Below are 16,214 nucleotides of genomic sequence, written 5' to 3' on the forward strand. Positions count from 1 at the left end.
GTCAGCCTCCCTGGCTCAGCCCGCCGCAGCGTTTGCGGCGGCGCGTTCCTGCGCCTTCTTCTTCGGCAAGGACTGCTTCGGCTGCTCCGGGAACACCGGCATCGGCGCCAGCCCGGCATGGCCGAGGAACTTCGCCACGCGGTCCGTCGGCAGCGCGCCGACCGACTTCCAGTAGACGATGCGCTCGGCGAACAGCCGCACGCGGTCGGCGTGGTCCGACGGCAGCATCGGGTTGTAGCTGCCCAGCTTCTCGATGAAGCGGCCGTCGCGCGGGCTGCGGCTGTCGGCCACCACGATGTGGTAGTACGGACGCTTCTTGGCGCCGGCGCGGGCGAGGCGGATCTTGAGGCCCATGAGGGTTACCTTCTCCTGATCTTCAAAAGGGTCGTTCGTTGCCAGGCGTGTTCGTCAGAACGGCCTGCGGCCTTGGGGCATCAGCGCGGCGAGACCGCCGCGCATCATCCCCTTCTGGCCCATCTTGTTCATCCGCTTCATCATGTCCGACATGTCGTCGAACTGCTTCAGCAGGCGATTCACTTCCTGCACCGTGGTGCCGGATCCCGTAGCGATGCGCTTCTTCCGCGATGCCTTGATGAGCTCCGGCTTGCGCCGTTCCATCATCGTCATCGAGGAAATGATCGCCGCCTGGCGCTTCAGCATGGACTGGTCGAGATTGGCGTTCTCGATCTGCGCCTTCATCTTGCCGATGCCCGGCAGCATGCCGAGGATGCCGGACAGCGAGCCCATCTTGCCGATCTGCTTGATCTGCTGCGCGTAGTCCTCGAGGTCGAACGACCCCTTCTGCATCTTCTTCGCAAGCTTCTCGGCTTCAGCCTGGTCGATCGTCTCCGCGGCCCGCTCGACGAGGGAGACGATGTCGCCCATGCCGAGGATGCGGTTGGCGATGCGATCGGGGTGGAAATCCTCCAGCGCATCCAGCTTCTCGCCGGCGCCGAGCAGCTTGATCGGCGCGCCCGTCACCGCGCGCATGGACAGCGCGGCGCCACCGCGCGCATCGCCATCAACCCGCGTCATGACGATACCGGTGACGCCGACCTGCTCGTTGAACGCCCGCGCCGTCTGCACCGCGTCCTGGCCGGTCATCGCATCGACCACCAGCAGCGTCTCATGCGGCCTGGCAAACGCCTTCACCGCGGCGACTTCGGCCATCAGTTCCGCGTCGATCGAAAGACGACCTGCGGTGTCGAGAATCACCACGTCGTACAGTTCGCGCCGCGCCACATCCATGGCGCGCGCCGCGATCTCCAGCGGCTTCTGCCCGGCGACGATCGGCAGGCACGTCACCTCGGCGCGGTCCGCCAATTGCTGCAACTGCAACTGCGCCGCCGGGCGGTGCACGTCGAGCGAGGCGAGCAGCACCTTCTTGCGCTCGCGCGTGCGCAGCCGCAGCGCGATCTTGCCCGACGTCGTCGTCTTGCCCGAGCCCTGGAGACCCACCATCAGGATCGGCAGCGGCGACGGCGCGTTGAGGTCCACGCCCCGCTTGCCGTCATCCCCCTCGCCACCGCCCAGCGCTTCCACCAGCGCGTCGTTGACGATCTTGATGACCTGCTGCGCCGGGGAGACGCTGCGGATGACCTCCTGCCCCACCGCACGCTCGCGCACGCGGTTCACCAGGTCCTTCACCACGGGCAGCGCGACGTCGGCCTCCAGCAGCGCGATGCGGACCTCCCGCAGCGCCTCCTGGACATCGGCATCCGACAGCGCACCGTGACGGCGCAGCTTGTCGAATACCCCTGTCAGCCTGTTGCCGAGCGCCTCGAACATCGTGGCGTATGCACCCCTTGAAGCCGTTGCGGCGCCCCCAAACGAAATCGCGCCGCTGCGCGAGTCTTCGCGGAGCGACGGAGCCGACCCACCTGTAGCGGGGCGACCAATCCTCGGGGGGACCCCGATGCGTCGGTTCCTACCCCCGGCGGGATGCCCGGGTCAAGCGGGACGGCGGCCGATGACGACGAGGTTCTGCCAGGCATCGGGCGGCAGGCTCGCCGCCTCCTCCGCCGTGTTCCAGCAGGCGGAATAATGCGCCACCTCCACCTCCAACCCCGCCTCGGCCAGCGCGTCGAGCACCTCCGACATGGTGTATTCGCGGACATGGTGGTGCGAGCGGTCGCCGGGGCCGAATCTGCCGCCGAAGATGGGCTGCGGGTTGCGGCCTTCCAGCAGGCGGCCGCGGGCGGCCTGCCGCAGGAAGTTCGGCGTGGTCACGTACAGGAACCCGCCCGGCCGCAGGGTGCCGCCCAGCGCACGGAACAGGTTGGTGGGGTTCACCACCAGATGCTCCAGCACCTCGCACAGCATGACGAGGTCGAGCCCCTCCAGCGCCGCGCCGGGCACCGGCAGCGTGGAGGCGGCCCGCAGATCCACCAGCTCCAGGTCGAGCTGCACCTGGCGTTCGACCACGCCCTTCAATTGCGGGTGGTGGAACAGGCACAGCGAGCTCAGGCGCAGCTCCGGAAAGGCCGCGCGGTAGAGCATCGGCGTGATGGAGGAGCCGATCTCCAGCACCCGGCAGGCCGGCCAGCCGGGCGTGTCCCGCAGCAGGGTGCCGATGGCGTGCAGCGCTTCCGCGAAGCGCAGCCGGTGGAAGGCCGCATAGTCCTTCTGGTCCTGCCGTAGGGCACCCTGGCCGTCGAGCGCCGCCAGCACCTGGTCCAGCAGGCCCACCTGCGAACCTGTCCCCGCCTCGAAGGCCGCCGACCGCGCAAGCAGCCCGGCATCGCCGACCAGTCGCGCGGGTAACGCCGGGGTAAAGGCGGCGGCGGGAACCGGCTCCATGGCCGGGAAGAAGCGGTTGCGCAGGGCGGCCAGCATCGAGTCTCAGCCAGCCTCCCCCAGCGCCACCAGGTCCGGCGCCTATTTCGGCGCCAGCACCATGATCATCTGCCGGTTCTCCAGGCGCGGCATGGATTCCACCTTCGTGGCCTCCGCCAGTTCCGTCCGGATCCGGTCCAGCACGCGCAGCCCCAGATCCTGGTGCGCCATCTCGCGGCCACGGAAGCGAAGGGTTACCTTCACCTTGTCGCCCTCGGAGATGAATTCCTTCATCTGGCGCATCTTCACGCCGTAATCATGGTCGTCGATGTTCGGACGAACCTTGATTTCCTTCAGCTCGACGACCTTCTGCCGCTTGCGCGCCTCGTTGGCCTTCTTCTGCTGCTCGTATTTGTACTTGCCGTAGTCCAGGATCTTGCAGACCGGGGGTACGGCATTCGGGCTGATCTCGAGCAGATCGAGGCCGACTTCATAGGCCCGCAGCAAAGCGTCGCGCGCAGACATCACCCCGATCATCTCGCCGTCCTGATCGATCAGGCGGACCTGGGGTACTCGGATGTCTTCGTTGACCCGCGGGCCGTCGCGCGTCGGCAACTGGGCGGGCATCGGACCTCGGGCTATTGTGCTCTCCTGTCGTTGTTCAAGTCGAATCAACCCTGTTATGGCGATGCGGTCCTGCGGAAGCAAGCCGCTATGGGGTGACCAAATCGGGGGGAACCGCTTCCGCGACCAGGCGGGCGACCGCCTCCGAAAGCGGCAGCGTCTCCTGTTCCCGCCCAGGTAGGCGCCGCAGGACCAACCGGCCCTCCTCCGCCTCCCGCCGCCCGACCACCGCCAGTACCGGCACGCGCTGCGCGATGTGGTCCGGCACCTTGCGGTTGATCTTCTCGTTCCGCAGATCCAGTTCCACGCGGATGCCTGCCTTGGCGAGGTCCGCCGCCACCTTGCGGGCATACTCATCGGCGTCGGAGACAATGGTCGCCACCACCACCTGCACCGGCGCCAGCCACAGCGGGAAGCGCCCGGCATATTGCTCGATCAGGATGCCGATGAAGCGCTCGAAGCTGCCGAGCACCGCGCGGTGCAGCATGACGGGCCGCTTACGGCTGCCGTCCTCCGCCACGTATTCCGCGCCGAGCCGTTCCGGCAGCACGAAGTCGGTCTGCAGGGTGCCGCACTGCCAGTCGCGGCCGATCGCGTCGCGCAGCACGAATTCCAGCTTCGGGCCGTAGAAGGCGCCCTCCCCCGGGTTCAGCTCATAGGACACGCCCGCCGCCTCGCAGCCCCGCCGCAGCGCGTCCTCGGCCTGGTCCCACACGGCGTCGCTGCCGGCCCGCTCCACCGGGCGGTCGGAGAACTTCACCCGGAAACTCTCGAAGCCCAGGTCGCGGTACACCGCGGTCAGCAGCGCCACGAAGCGCACCGTCTCATCCGCGATCTGCGCCTCGGTGCAGAAGATGTGGGCATCGTCCTGCGTGAAGGCGCGCACCCGCATGATGCCGTGCAGCGCGCCGGAGGGCTCGTAGCGATGGCAGGCGCCGAACTCCGCCATCCGCCACGGCAGCTCGCGGTAGGACCGCAGGCCCTGGTTGAAGATCAGCACGTGGCAGGGGCAGTTCATCGGCTTCAGCGCGAGCGCACGATGCGCCTCGTCCTGGTCCTCCACCGTCGCCATGAACATGTTCTTGCGGTAGTTCTCCCAGTGGCCGCTGGCTTCCCACAGCTTGCGGTCGAGCACCTGCGGGGTGCGCACCTCCTGGTACTCGGCCGCGTCCAGGCGGCGGCGCATGTAGTCCTCCACCGTGCGGTACAGCTTCCAGCCCTTCGGGTGCCAGAACACGCTACCGGTCGCTTCCTCCTGCACGTGGAACAGGTTCATCTCGCGGCCGATGCGGCGGTGGTCGCGCTTCTCCGCCTCCTCGATCTGCAGCAGGTGCGCGTCGAGCTCCTTCTGGTCGCGCCAGGCGGTGCCATAGATGCGCGACAGCACCGGGTTGTCCGACTTGCCGCGCCAGTACGCCCCAGCGACCTTCATCAGCTTGAAGGCGGTGCCGACATCGCCGGTCCCGCGCATGTGCGGGCCGCGGCACAAATCGATCCATTCGCCCTGGCTGTACAGGCTGATCTCGACGTCGTCCGGCAGGTCCTTGATCAGCTCGACCTTGAACGCCTCGCCCTTCTTCTCGAACAGCGAGATCGCATCGTGGCGGGACACCACGCTGCGCTGGAACGGAGCATTGCGGGCGATGATCTCCCGCATCTTCGCCTCGATCGCGGCAAAGTCGTCCACGCCGAAGGGCTGGTTGCGGAAGAAGTCGTAGTAGAACCCGTTCTCGATGGTCGGGCCGATGGTGACCTGGGTGCCCGGGAACAGCGCCTGCACGGCTTCCGCCAGCACATGCGCGGTATCGTGGCGGATCATCTCCAGCGCCTCGGGGTCGCGCCGGGTGATGAAGCGCAGGCTGGCGTCTTCCGAAATCTCGTCCGACAGGTCGCGCAGCCGGCCATCCACCTGCATGGCGAGCGCGGCCTTGGCCAGGCCCGGCCCGATGCTGGCGGCGACCGTCGTGCCGGTGACGGGCCCGGCGAAGTCGCGGACGGAACCGTCTGGCAGGGTGATCGCGGGCATCGGGATACAGGGCTCCTGGGCTGTGCTAAGGGGGGCGGACCATGGCCAGCCCGCCGCGCCCGCGTCAAGCCGGCGCGGCGGGCTGGGTGGCCTCGCGTGACATTTCTGCCGTCACTACCCGTTGTTACTACCTGATGGATCACCCATGACCGAAGCCGTCTCGCCGCCCCGCGCGGCGCTCTATGTTGATTTCGACAATGTCTTCATGGCCCTGATGCGCTGGGACGAGCGGGCCGCCTACGCCTTCGGCGAACGCCCCGATGCCTGGCTTGCCTGGCTGGAGGGCCGCGAGGAGGATGGCAAGCCCGCCACCCGCCGCACCCTGGTGCGCCGCTGCTACCTGAACCCGGCCGGCTACCATGATTTCCAGCTCGGCCGCCCCGTCGCCCGCTACCGCGCGGCGCGGGACCTGCGCAACCGCACCTACTTCTCGGAATTCCGCGCCGCCTTCGTGCAGGCCGGCTTCGACGTGGTGGATTGCCCGGCCATCGCCTGGCTGAAGAACAGCGCCGACATGAAGATGGCGCTCGACATCCGGGAGGCGCTGGACCACCGCACGAACTTCGATGAATTCGTGCTGCTGTCCGGCGACAGCGACTTCCTGCCGGCCCTGGCGCGGCTGCGGGCGCATGACCGCCGCATCACCATCCTGGCGCAGGACACCGCCAAGGCGGCCTACCTGGCGGCCGCGGATGTCGTGGTGGGGCTGGATGAATTCGCCCGCGCCGGCATGGGCAACCTGCCCGTGGCCCAGTTCTCCGCCCCGGCGGCGCCGCAGGCGGTCGCACCGGCCGCGCCGCGCCCGCCGGCGGTGGACATCCCCGCGCTGCGCGCCCAGGCGCTGGACTGGGTGCGGGATGCGGTGGCGCGCAGCCCGGGTGGCGCGGTGCGCCTCACCGAGATCGGCCAGGCCCTGCCCCGCGCCTTCCCCGCGCTCCGCCACACCGACTACGCCGGCGCCGGCTCGCTCGGCGCCCTGATCGAGGAGGCGCACGACCCGCGCATGACGCTGTCCGGCCCGCCCGCCCGGCGCTGGGTCTTCGATGCGGAGCGCGGTGCAGCGCCCGAGGAGGCGGCAGCCGGACCGGCGCCCCCCAGCGCGCCGGAGGAGGTGGCGAAGCCCGCCGAGACGCCGGATCCCGCGCTCGAAGCCCCGGAGCCGGCACCCGAGGCGCCCGACATCGAGGCCCCCGAACCGCAGATCACGCCGGAGGCTGCGATGGCGGAGGCCGCGCAGCTGGTGCGCGACCTGCTGTGGGGCTCCCGTGACCCGAAGGGCCTGCCGCACGACCTGCCCGCCTTCACGCCGGAGGAACTGGGCTTCCTGCTGCCCGCGATCGCCGCGGCGCAACCGCTGAACCCCGCCGAGGCCGCGCCGATGCTGGCCGAGGCCGCCGCCGCGCAGGGGCTGTACATCTCGGCGCGGGAGGTGACGGCGCTGCTGCGCTGGCTGATGCGCGGCTACGTCAAGCTGCACGAGCCGGTCGGCCCGGAAGGCGCGCTGCGCCTGTCCCGCGTGCTGTTCGCCACGCTGGTCAACACCACCCGCGCGCTGGACGAGAAACTTTCGGAGCCGGAGACGGAGGCGCTGCGCCGCTGGACGCAGCACGCCCTCATCCCGGCGTAAGGTCCGCCGGCACCACGCCGGCCAGCGCCGCCTGCACCGTCTCCGGCCCCAGGGCTGCCAGAGGCACGTGGCGCAGCACGGCGACGGCGGGGCCACGCGGGGCGCACAAGGCCGGGTCGCTGTCGCCGCCGAACAGCGCCAGGGTCGGGCAGCCGGCGGCGGCGATCAGGTGGGTCGGGCCGGTGTCGTTGCCCAGCGCGAAGCGGGCGCGGCGGGCCAGGGCGGCGATCTCGGCAAAGCCGGTGCGGCCGGCCAGGCTGAGGCTGCCGGGCGCGGCCCGCGCGATACCCTCGGCCATCTCCACCTCCGCGGGGCCGCCGAGCACCACGCAGGGCACCGGGCAGGTCCGCGCGAATTCCGCGAAGCGCATCGCCGGCCAGCGCTTGCCGGGCCGCTGCGGCGATGCGCCGGGCACCAGGAGGGCGAAATCCGGCGGCAGCGCGAAGGCGGAAAGATCGGCGTCCAGCCAGCCCATCGCCGGCGTCGGAAAATCCGTGATCCCGGCCGCTTCCAGCTGCTCGCGCTGGCGTTCCACCGTGTGCAGCGCATCCCGGTCCGGATTGTCGTGCCGGTGGGAGGCACCGCTGGCGACGCCGGACCACTCCGCCCGCAACCCCACCAGCCAGCGGTAGCGGGAGGATCTTCCGCTGGTCTGCAGGTCATACACCCGCCCGAACCGCGCCGCCCGCAGCCGCCGCCGCAGCGCCAGCACGGCGCGCAGGTCGTGCCAGGACGGCCGGCCTTCCGCCCAGACCTCGTCGAACCACGGGCTGCGCCGCGCCAGTTCGGCAAAGGGGGGCGTCGTCAGTAGCACGATGCGGGCGCCAGGGTGATGCGCGCGGATAGCGGCGAAGGGCCCGAACGACTGCACGAAATCGCCCAGAGCCCCGAGCCGGATGACCAGGATCGCATCCATCACAGCAATTCCCGGTACACGGCCAGCGTCGCCGCCTGCATCGCCGCCGTGCTGTAGCGCGCCAGCACAGCCTCCCGCGCCGCCTGTCCCACCGCGTCGCGCAGCGCCGGCGGCATGGCCAGCACCTGCGCCAGCATCGCGGCCAGCGCCGCCGGATCGCCGGGCGGCACCAGCCAGCCGGTGATGCCGTGCTCCACCGTCTCCCGCGGCCCGCCGAGATCCGCGGCGATCACGGGCCGCGCCATGGCCTGCGCCTCGATGACCGTGCGGCCGAAGGCCTCGGCATCCGTGCTGGCATGCACCACCAGGTCGGCGGCGGCCAGCGCCACATCCATGCGGTCGACATGACCGATCAGGCGGACGCGATCCGCCACGCCATGCCGGCGCGCGAGGGCCAGCAACTCGTCGCGGTAGGCATCGCGCCCGTCGCCGGCCAGCAGCGCGACGGGTTGCCCCGGCAGCTGCGCCAGCGCCTCCACCAGCACTGGCTGGCCCTTCCAGCGGGTCAGGCGCGCCGGCAGCAGGATCGCCGCCTCGCCATCCGGCACGCCCCAGGCGGCACGCTGCGCGGCGATGGCATCGGGCGGGATCCGGGCCGGGTCGAAGCGCCGCGGGTCGACTCCGCGCGGAATCAGGCGGATGCGCGCATCCGGCACGCCGTGGCGGCTGCGGACCAGGTCGGCGATGAAGCCGCTGATGGCGATGACGCGGTCGCCCCGCGCCATGACGGAATTGTACAGCCGCTTGCCCGGCAGGTTCTCGTTGTAGGTGCCGTGGTAGGTGGTGACGAAGGCCCGCCCGGTGCGCCGCGCCGCGATCAGCGCGGACCAGGCCGGCGCGCGGGACCGCGCATGCAGGATGGCGATGTCCTCCCGCCGCACCAGCGCCGCCAGCGCCGCGGCGTTGCGCCAGATCGCCAGCGGCGATTTCGTGGCCAGCGGCAGCGCCACGTGCCGCACGCCCAGCCTGTCCAGCTCCGCCACCAGCGGCCCTCCGGCGGAGGCCACGAGCGGCCGCAGCCCGGCGTCGCGGATCGCCTCCGCGATCTCGATCGTGCCACGCTCCACGCCGCCGGAGGCCAGGCTGGGCAGCAACTGGAGCACGCCGGGCGGCTGGGTCATGGCGATGCGCTCATCGCCCGCTGGTCTAGACCCCGTCCGCCAGTGCGTCCATCGGGCGTGCGTCCATCAGCCGCCCTTGACGCCGCCCTGCGTCAGCCCGGCGACGATCTGCTTCTGCGCCACCAGCGTCAGGATCAGCACCGGCGCCGTGACCAGCAGCGCGGCGGCGGAAAGCGGGCCCCAGCTGATCTGCTCGAAGGTCAGCATGTTGTTCACCGCCACCGGCAGCGTCCGCGTCTCCCGCCCCGCCAGCACCATGGCGAAGATGAAATTGTTCCAGGAGAAGATGAAGGCGAGGATCGTCGCCACCGTGATCCCCGGCCGCGCCAGGGGCAGCGCCACATGGCGGAAGGCCTGCCAGATGGTGGCGCCATCAACCAGCGCCGCCTCCTCCAGCTCCGCCGGCAGCCCCTCGAAGAAGCCGATCATCACCCAGACCGCGATCGGCACCGTCAGCACCAGGTGCGTGATCAGGATCGGCCACAGCGTGCCGGTCAGCCCGAGCCACTGGAACAGCAGGAACAGCGGGATGAGGTAGGACAGGCCCGGCGTGATCCTGGCGATCAGGATCAGCACCGCCGCCTTGGTCGCGCGCATCTTGGCGATGCCGTAGCCCGCCGGCACCCCGACCAGCAACGCGATGCCCGTTGCGCCGAAACTCACCACCACGCTGTTCCAGGCCTGCAACAGGAAGTCGTTGCGCTCGAACACCGCGCGGAAATTGTCGAGCGTCGGCGGGTAGGGGATGAAGACCGGCGGGAAGGCGGTGTTGTCCACCTCGTTCTTCAACGACAGCGACAGCATCCACAGGAACACCAGCGCCGCCGGCGACACCAGCACGATGACGGAGAGGCCGAAGGCCAGGCTTTCAAGTCGCCGCCGGATCGGCCTGCGGCGTATCACGCCTTGCGCCATCAGACCGCGTCCTTGAAGCGCTCGCGCGACCACAGCAGCAGCATGGCGAGCCCGATGATGAGGACGAAGAACACCACCACCACGGCGCTGGCATAGCCCATGTTGTAGTAGGCGAAGGCGTTGAGATACAGGAAGATGTTGATGGTCTCGCTGGCCGTGCCCGGTCCACCCTGGGTTATGACGTAGATCGTGTCGAAGGTCTTCAGCGCATCGATGGTGCGGATGATGATCGCGACCATCAGGAACGGCGCCAGCAGCGGCAGGGTGATGTAGCGGAAGGCCTGGAAGCTGGTCGCGCCATCGATCTTCGCCGCCTCGTAGGGATCGACCGGCAGGCTCGCCAGCCCGCCGAGCACCAGCAGCATCACCAGCGGCGTCCAGTGCCAGACCTCCACCATCACCAGCGTCGGGATTACGGTGTTGGCGTCATAGACCCACAGGCTCGGAGGGATGCCGAACTGGCTGAGGATCCAGTTCAGCACCCCGAGCTGCGGGTGGAACATCATGGTCCAGACCAGCGCCACCGCCACCGGCGTCGCCATCATCGGCAGGATGAAGATGGTGCGCGCCAGCCCGCGCAGCGGGAACTTGCGGTGGAAGGCGAGTGCCGCCGCGACGCCGAGCACCACCGGGATCACCACCGCCAGCACGGTGAAATACAGCGTGCGCAGGATGCTGCCGTGGAAGCGCTCGTCATGCAGCAGGCGCTCGTAGTTCGCGAGTCCGACGAAGGTCCGGCCCTGCCCCAGCTTCCATTCCTGCAGGCTCATCCACAGCGTGAACACCCAGGGAAACAGGATGACCGCCACCACCACCACGGCGGCCGGCACGATGAACGGCCAGTAGTGCCGCGCATAGGCACGCCTGCGCCGCACCTTGTCCGCCGCGACGCCCGCCAGCGCCGCCGCATGCCCATCCGCCATCAGCAGTTCGCCAGAAATGCCCTCTCCCCCCAATGGGGGAGAGGGTTGGGTGAGGGGGACCGCAAGACCGACACGACGTGCAACATCACGTCGCGCGTTCCGACTGCTCCAAAATGGGCCGGAACGCCTCCGTCGCGCGCTTCAACTCCGCAGCCACGTCCGCGCCGCCGATGGTGTTGGTCAGCGCGGTGCCCAGCGTATCGCGGAATTCCGTCACCGGCACGATCTCCGGCAGCCCCGGCCGCGCGATCTCGGCGCTCTTGATCAGCGTCTCGAAATAGTCGCGCGCGAAGCGGCTGGACCGGATCGCCTCCTCGTTGCGGAAGGCACTCTGCCGTGCCGGTGCGCCGGCGCCGGAGGTCAGGTAGCGAAGCTGGTTCTCCTTGCCCAGCGCCCATTGCAGGTAGTACCAGGCCGCGCCGCGCTTGCGTTCGGAGGACGCCTCGCTGATGCCGAAGCCGGTGCCGAACAGGCAGCAATGATGATGCGCCGGCCCCGCCGGCACCACCGCGTAGCCCACCTTGCCGGCGACGCGGGATCGCGTCGCATCCTCCAGCGGTGCGGCGAAGCCGACGCCATCCAGCCACATCGCGGCGCGGCCCTGCATGAAGGTGGTCTGCGCCTCGTTCCAGTTGAAGCCGGCGGAACCGGGCGGCGCGGTTTCCCGCATCAGCTTCTTGTACATCTCCCCGGCCCAGATCGCGTCCGGCGTATCCGTGATCAGCCGCGTATTCGCATCGATGGTGTCGCGCTGCTGCGTGCCGAGCAGGAAGCTGGTGTACAGCACGACATTGGCATTGCGCAGGCCGCGGCCGACAAAGCCGTATTGCTGCGCGCGGGCATCCGTCAGGCGCTTCGCCGTCTCGTACAGCTCGTCATAGGTCTTGGGCGGCTGCAACCCGGCGCGCGCGAAGATCTCCTTGTTGTAGTACAGGATGAAGTAGTCGGTGAACTCCGGCAGCGTGTCCATCCGCCCATCCGCCTGGGTCGAATAGGCCACCGCGCCGGCGCCGAAATCCGGGAAGTCGAAATCCGGCGCGGTCAGCGACGCGTCGGCGATCAGCGGCCGCAGATCGGTGGTCCACTTCGCGCGCCCGACCTGCCGCTTGCTGACATGCAGGCTGATGCCGACCGCATCGAAGGACGGACGGCCGGAGCTGAACTCGATGACGAATTTCTGCCGGTGCTGCTGTTCCGGAATGCCCTCGGACCCGACGCGGATGCCGGTCAGCGCCTCGAATTCCCGCTGCTGGCGGATCAGGATCTGGCTGCGCGGATTGGCGGTGAGGCTGACCTCGATCCGCTCGCCCTCGAAGCGCTTCCAGTTGAAGGCGCCCTGCGCATCCACCTGGCGCACCAGCGCCGGTGCCGACAAAAGGCCCGCACCACCCAACAGCGCCGTGCGGCGCGTGAAAAGCGTCATCCGTTCCTCCATCGGGCTCGTCACGGCCCGTGGAACGTATGCTCCGCCAGAATTGCGCCGCACGGCAAGCCCCAATCGCGGCGCGTCACGCCGCGCGCGCGGCCCCCACGGCGCGGCTGCGCGCCATCGCCGCCTGGGCGAAGGGGCTTTCCGGCTTGGCGGCCAGCCGCCGCCCCGCCAGACCGCGGGCCACCGATCCCTCCCCGGCCCGCAGCGCCGCCTCCAGCAATGTCAGCCAGATCACGTCGCGCTGCGCGTTGGACCCGCCGAAGCCGATCGCCTGCCCCGCCACCGGCACCATGGTCCACACCGCGCGCCCGTGGTCGCCCAGCATGAAGGCCGCAAAACCCTCGGCCAGCGGCAGGCCGATGTCGCGCGTCATGCGGGCGTTGCTGCCGCGGCCGGCCGCCGCGCGCCGCATCGCGCCCAGCACCTCCGCCACCAGGTCCGCCCGTCCGGCGCCGAGATGCGCCATCACGGCGTGCAGGTCGCTGAAGGCGTAGAAGCCGGCGCCGCCCATCGCCTGCCACGCCGCGGAGACGGCGGCGAAGCGCCCGCCGGTCTCCACGCCGCGCAGCATCAGGCGCCACAGCATGGCCGAGGCATCGACCAGTTCCAGCACCACGCTGCCCTCCCGCGGCGCCACGGCGCGGTCATAGATCGCCAGCACCTGGTCATGCTCACTGTGTTCCAGGTGGTACAGCGCCAGGTGCCACCAGTTGTGCACCGCGAGCAGCCCGGCCTGGCTCCACGCGCCTTCCCGCAGGCCGAGGAACTGCACGCCCTCCCGATCCCGGCCTTGCATCTCCATCACATGCGCGACCGCATGGGTGGCCCAGGCATCGGTCGGGTTCAGCGCCAGCGCCATGCGGCCGGCCTGCTCGGCCTGGCCGTATTCGCCGCATTCCTCCAGCCCGAAGGCCTGCATCCCGAGCATCCAGGCGAAGCCCGTCTCCGCCTCCCGCCAATTGCGCATGGCCGCCGTCGGGCGGTCGCGCAGCCCGGCGGCGTTGCCCAGGAAGAAGTCGGTGGTGTGCGCCACCTGCAAGGCGAACAGGTCGCGCGGATATTCCGCGCTGATCGCGCCGTAGCGCGTCTGCGCCAGGCTCATGTCGCCCTCGCACCAGGCGCGGGCGGCGGCCAGGTGGGCGCGTTCGCGCGCATTGGCGTGGCGCAGCGCCTCCCCGGCCTCGATGCTGCGCAGGCCTTCCGCCGCCGCGGCGGGCTCGCCCGACATCACCATCAGGCCGGCGCGCAGCGCGTGGCCCATGGCGAAGTCCGGCTGTTCGGCGATGGCGGCGTCGGCCAGCGCGAGGGGGTCGGCGCGGAAGCCGAGCATGGCCTCCGCCGCCTGGTCCAGCGTCGCGACGGCGCCGCGGTTGGTGGTGGAGACGGCGTTGCCGTAGCGGTCCGTGGTGGCCATGGATGAAACTCCCTCAGAACTGGTTCAGCAGCGGCAGGGCGGGCGCCGGCCTGGGCGGCAGGCCGATGTCGCGGCGCAGGTGATTGTCGAGCCGGGCGATCTCCGCCCGGTGGCGCCAGCGACGGCCGATCCGGCCATCCAGCAGCGCGGCGAAAGCAGCGTCCATCATCGTCGTGATCCCTCGAATGCATTGTCTGACGGCGCGCTTTCTGGCGGATGCGGGTTTCGGCGCGATTGCGCAGGCCAACCCAAAGCGGTTTCAGCGGCATGTCGCGTGTTTCGCCGGCTTCGGGGCAAGCGGCTCTCCCGGGGGGCCTTGGCGGTCGGCCGCAAGCGGCTACTCTGCCCCCCGCCAGCCACACAACAGGAAGATCGCACCGCATGTCCCAGCCCGATGCGCTGCCCGCAGATTGGCAGTCCGGCAGCTTCGCGCTGCGCCTGATGACGCCGGACGGCCCGGTGGCCTTCGCGCTCCAGGCCGGCGAGGCCTTCGACATGACCCCCGCCTTCGGCACCGTCAGCGGCTGGCTGAACACGGAGGACCCGGTCGCCGCCATCCACGCGCGCGGCGTGCCAGTGGCGCTGGACCTGCCCGCCGCGCTCGCCAACGCGCACCACGCCGCGCGCGATGCGGCACAGCCCTGGCTGCTCGCACCCATCGACCTCCAGGTCATCAAGGCCGCCGGCGTCACCTACGTGCGCTCGATGCTCGAGCGCGTCATCGAGGAACGCTGCCGCGGCGATGCCAGCCAGGCGGAGGCGATCCGCGCCGAGGTCCGCGCCATCATCGGCGACGACCTGGCCAACCTGATCCCCGGCAGCCCGGAGGCCATGCAGGTGAAGGCCACGCTGGTCGAGAAAGGCTGGTGGAGCCAGTACCTGGAAGTCGGCATCGGCCCGGATGCCGAGATCTTCACCAAGGGCCCGGTGCTGTCCGCCGTCGGCCCCGGTGCCAAGGTCGGCGTGCATCCGGTCAGCAGATGGTCGAACCCGGAACCGGAGGCGGTGATGGTGGTGAACGCGCAGGGCCGCATCGTCGGCGCCACGCTCGGCAACGACGTGAACCTGCGCGATGTCGAAGGCCGCAGCGCGCTGCTGCTCGGCCGCGCCAAGGACAACAACGCCGCCTGCGCGCTCGGCCCCATGATCCGCCTGTTCGAGGAAGGATTTGCGCTGGAGGATGTGCGGCAGGCCGAACTCACCCTCGACATCACCGGCCGCGACGGCTTCGCGCTGCACGATCAGGGCCGGATCGGCGCCATCAGCCGCGACCCGGCGGACCTGGTCGGCCAGATGATCGGCGCGCATCACCAGTACCCCGATGGCGCCGTGCTGTTCCTCGGCACGCCCTTCTCGCCCTCCAAGGACCGCGGCGCGCCCGGCATGGGCTTCACCCACCACCCCGGTGACATCGTCCGCATCGCGACGCCTCGCCTCGGCGTGCTGGAGAACGAGGTGGACCGCACCGATTCCTGCCCGCCCTGGGGCACCGGCATCGGAGCACTGATGGCGAGCCTCGCCCGTCGCGGCTACCCGGCGTGAGGGAGGAGGCCGGCCGGCTCGACGACCGCCTCGCCTGGTCCCGCCTGCCAGGGGCCGGCCCCGGCGTGGTCTTCCTGCCCGGCTACCGCAGCGACATGCAGGGCAGCAAGGCGCTGGCGCTGCGCGACCATTGCGCCGCCCGCGGCCAGGCCTTCCTGCGCCTGGACTACGGCGGCCACGGCGCCTCCGCCGGCCGCTTCGAGGACGGCACCATCGGCCAGTGGGCGGCCGATGCGCTGGCGGTGTTCGACGCACTGACCAGCGGCCCGCAAGTCCTGGTCGGCTCCTCCATGGGCGGCTGGATCGCGCTGTTGCTGGCGCGCCAGCGGCGGGAGAGGCTGGCCGGGCTGATCGGCCTGGCTCCCGCACCGGATTTCACCGAGACGCTGATGTGGCCGGCGCTGCCGCCTTCCCAGCAGGCCGCCCTGATGCGCGACGGCATCATCCATCTGCCCAGCCAGTACGGCGAGCCGACGCCGGTGACGCGGGCGCTGATCGAGGATGGAAGCCGCCAATCCGTGCTCGGCCAGCCTATCGACCTGCCCTGCCCGGTCCGCATCCTGCAAGGCATGGCCGACCCCGACGTGCCCTGGCGCCACGCGCTGCGCCTGGTGGAGGCGCTGACCGGCGGCGACGTCCGCCTGCACCTGATCAAGGACGGCGACCACCGCCTGTCCCGGCCGGAGGATCTGCGGCTTCTGGCGCAGACGCTGGACGCGATTCTGGACGATCCGACCAGCGCGGACTGACCAGACCGCAACTGGCAAAACCAAAGCACAAGGACATGCCGCTGCCGCTTCGTTTCTTGGACACGGCGCGCGAATATTGAAGACACTGGCCCATCGAACAACAAAGCGCGACCGCGAAACTCTGGCATGACGGCAGGCGCAGCGGCGCAT

The 16,214-nt window shown here is 70.2% G+C and carries 15 protein-coding genes; 3 read left to right on the forward strand and 12 right to left on the reverse strand.

Translation table 11 applies throughout. From position 1 onward, the window contains the following. Window positions 1-15: 15 nt before the first annotated feature. The 5 genes from rpsP to thrS all read right to left on the reverse strand — a co-directional run bounded on the left by rpsP (window position 16) and on the right by thrS (window position 5,425). On the reverse strand, window positions 16-354 hold the full coding sequence (gene rpsP, locus ACFHPP_RS13565) for a 30S ribosomal protein S16 (protein ID WP_437163782.1): 339 nt from the start codon (window positions 352-354) through the stop codon (window positions 16-18). 54 nt (window positions 355-408) lie between these two features. Then, a complete protein-coding gene (ffh, locus tag ACFHPP_RS13570) occupies window positions 409-1,788 on the reverse strand; it encodes a signal recognition particle protein (RefSeq protein WP_437163783.1) in 1,380 nt (459 codons plus the stop codon). Between the two features lie 162 nt (window positions 1,789-1,950). Continuing rightward, window positions 1,951-2,835 (reverse strand): hypothetical protein, encoded by an 885-nt coding sequence (locus ACFHPP_RS13575; RefSeq protein WP_437163784.1) that lies wholly within the window; start codon window positions 2,833-2,835, stop codon window positions 1,951-1,953. A gap of 42 nt (window positions 2,836-2,877) precedes the next feature. After that, on the reverse strand, window positions 2,878-3,402 hold the full coding sequence (gene infC, locus ACFHPP_RS13580) for a translation initiation factor IF-3 (RefSeq protein WP_430667572.1): 525 nt from the start codon (window positions 3,400-3,402) through the stop codon (window positions 2,878-2,880). A gap of 85 nt (window positions 3,403-3,487) precedes the next feature. Beyond that, a complete protein-coding gene (gene thrS / locus ACFHPP_RS13585) occupies window positions 3,488-5,425 on the reverse strand; it encodes a threonine--tRNA ligase (protein WP_437163785.1) in 1,938 nt (645 codons plus the stop codon). 145 nt (window positions 5,426-5,570) lie between these two features. On the opposite strand from thrS, the gene ACFHPP_RS13590 reads away from it, so the two are divergent. Further along, complete coding sequence (locus tag ACFHPP_RS13590) at window positions 5,571-7,052, forward strand: NYN domain-containing protein (protein ID WP_437163786.1); 1,482 nt, start codon at window positions 5,571-5,573, stop codon at window positions 7,050-7,052. Here the strand turns inward: ACFHPP_RS13590 and ACFHPP_RS13595 are convergent. The 7 genes from ACFHPP_RS13595 to ACFHPP_RS13625 form a co-directional block, all read right to left on the reverse strand. Continuing rightward, window positions 7,039-7,968, reverse strand: a complete 930-nt coding sequence (locus ACFHPP_RS13595) for a glycosyltransferase family 9 protein (RefSeq protein ID WP_437163787.1) — start codon at window positions 7,966-7,968, stop codon at window positions 7,039-7,041. The two genes, ACFHPP_RS13590 and ACFHPP_RS13595, sit on opposite strands and share 14 nt — an antisense overlap. Continuing rightward, entirely contained in the window at window positions 7,968-9,089 is a 1,122-nt protein-coding gene (locus tag ACFHPP_RS13600; protein ID WP_437163788.1) for a glycosyltransferase family 4 protein, read from the reverse strand. Before ACFHPP_RS13600 ends, ACFHPP_RS13595 begins: the two co-directional genes overlap by 1 nt. Before the next feature lie 66 nt (window positions 9,090-9,155). Further along, window positions 9,156-10,004 carry a carbohydrate ABC transporter permease gene (locus ACFHPP_RS13605; protein WP_437163789.1) on the reverse strand — a complete coding sequence of 283 codons (849 nt, stop codon included), beginning with the start codon at window positions 10,002-10,004 and terminating at the stop codon, window positions 9,156-9,158. After that, a complete protein-coding gene (locus tag ACFHPP_RS13610) occupies window positions 10,004-10,927 on the reverse strand; it encodes a carbohydrate ABC transporter permease (RefSeq protein ID WP_437163790.1) in 924 nt (307 codons plus the stop codon). The genes ACFHPP_RS13605 and ACFHPP_RS13610 overlap by 1 nt, the downstream gene beginning before the upstream one ends. Window positions 10,928-11,012: 85 nt before the next feature. Further along, the gene (locus ACFHPP_RS13615; RefSeq protein WP_437163791.1) at window positions 11,013-12,350 is read right to left on the reverse strand and encodes an ABC transporter substrate-binding protein; all 1,338 of its coding nucleotides are present in this window, start codon (window positions 12,348-12,350) and stop codon (window positions 11,013-11,015) included. Window positions 12,351-12,435: 85 nt separating this feature from the next. Continuing rightward, entirely contained in the window at window positions 12,436-13,773 is a 1,338-nt protein-coding gene (locus ACFHPP_RS13620) for a tetratricopeptide repeat protein (protein ID WP_437163792.1), read from the reverse strand. Window positions 13,774-13,786: 13 nt separating this feature from the next. After that, window positions 13,787-13,942, reverse strand: coding sequence for a DUF1127 domain-containing protein (locus ACFHPP_RS13625; protein WP_437163793.1), 156 nt, complete (start codon window positions 13,940-13,942; stop codon window positions 13,787-13,789). 212 nt (window positions 13,943-14,154) lie between these two features. Here ACFHPP_RS13625 and ACFHPP_RS13630 point away from each other — a divergent pair, with 212 nt between their 5' ends. After that, a complete protein-coding gene (locus tag ACFHPP_RS13630) occupies window positions 14,155-15,315 on the forward strand; it encodes a fumarylacetoacetate hydrolase family protein (protein ID WP_437163794.1) in 1,161 nt (386 codons plus the stop codon). Beyond that, window positions 15,312-16,064: an alpha/beta hydrolase gene (locus ACFHPP_RS13635; RefSeq protein WP_437163795.1), complete on the forward strand. Its 753-nt coding sequence runs from the start codon at window positions 15,312-15,314 to the stop codon at window positions 16,062-16,064. The genes ACFHPP_RS13630 and ACFHPP_RS13635 overlap by 4 nt, the downstream gene beginning before the upstream one ends. Window positions 16,065-16,214: the final 150 nt, after the last annotated feature.

The organism is Falsiroseomonas sp. E2-1-a20, assembly GCF_051433195.1.
In the GTDB taxonomy this organism is placed as follows: Bacteria; Pseudomonadota; Alphaproteobacteria; order Acetobacterales; family Acetobacteraceae; genus Falsiroseomonas.

Coding starts and splice junctions, on each gene's coding strand:
- rpsP (WP_437163782.1), bottom strand. CDS start 354: ATGGGCCTCAAGATCCGCCTCGCCCGCGCCGGCGCCAAGAAGCGTCCG.
- ffh (WP_437163783.1), bottom strand. CDS start 1,788: ATGTTCGAGGCGCTCGGCAACAGGCTGACAGGGGTATTCGACAAGCTG.
- ACFHPP_RS13575 (WP_437163784.1), bottom strand. CDS start 2,835: ATGCTGGCCGCCCTGCGCAACCGCTTCTTCCCGGCCATGGAGCCGGTT.
- infC (WP_430667572.1), bottom strand. CDS start 3,402: ATGCCCGCCCAGTTGCCGACGCGCGACGGCCCGCGGGTCAACGAAGAC.
- thrS (WP_437163785.1), bottom strand. CDS start 5,425: ATGCCCGCGATCACCCTGCCAGACGGTTCCGTCCGCGACTTCGCCGGG.
- ACFHPP_RS13590 (WP_437163786.1), top strand. CDS start 5,571: ATGACCGAAGCCGTCTCGCCGCCCCGCGCGGCGCTCTATGTTGATTTC.
- ACFHPP_RS13595 (WP_437163787.1), bottom strand. CDS start 7,968: ATGGATGCGATCCTGGTCATCCGGCTCGGGGCTCTGGGCGATTTCGTG.
- ACFHPP_RS13600 (WP_437163788.1), bottom strand. CDS start 9,089: ATGACCCAGCCGCCCGGCGTGCTCCAGTTGCTGCCCAGCCTGGCCTCC.
- ACFHPP_RS13605 (WP_437163789.1), bottom strand. CDS start 10,004: ATGGCGCAAGGCGTGATACGCCGCAGGCCGATCCGGCGGCGACTTGAA.
- ACFHPP_RS13610 (WP_437163790.1), bottom strand. CDS start 10,927: ATGGCGGATGGGCATGCGGCGGCGCTGGCGGGCGTCGCGGCGGACAAG.
- ACFHPP_RS13615 (WP_437163791.1), bottom strand. CDS start 12,350: ATGACGCTTTTCACGCGCCGCACGGCGCTGTTGGGTGGTGCGGGCCTT.
- ACFHPP_RS13620 (WP_437163792.1), bottom strand. CDS start 13,773: ATGGCCACCACGGACCGCTACGGCAACGCCGTCTCCACCACCAACCGC.
- ACFHPP_RS13625 (WP_437163793.1), bottom strand. CDS start 13,942: ATGATGGACGCTGCTTTCGCCGCGCTGCTGGATGGCCGGATCGGCCGT.
- ACFHPP_RS13630 (WP_437163794.1), top strand. CDS start 14,155: ATGTCCCAGCCCGATGCGCTGCCCGCAGATTGGCAGTCCGGCAGCTTC.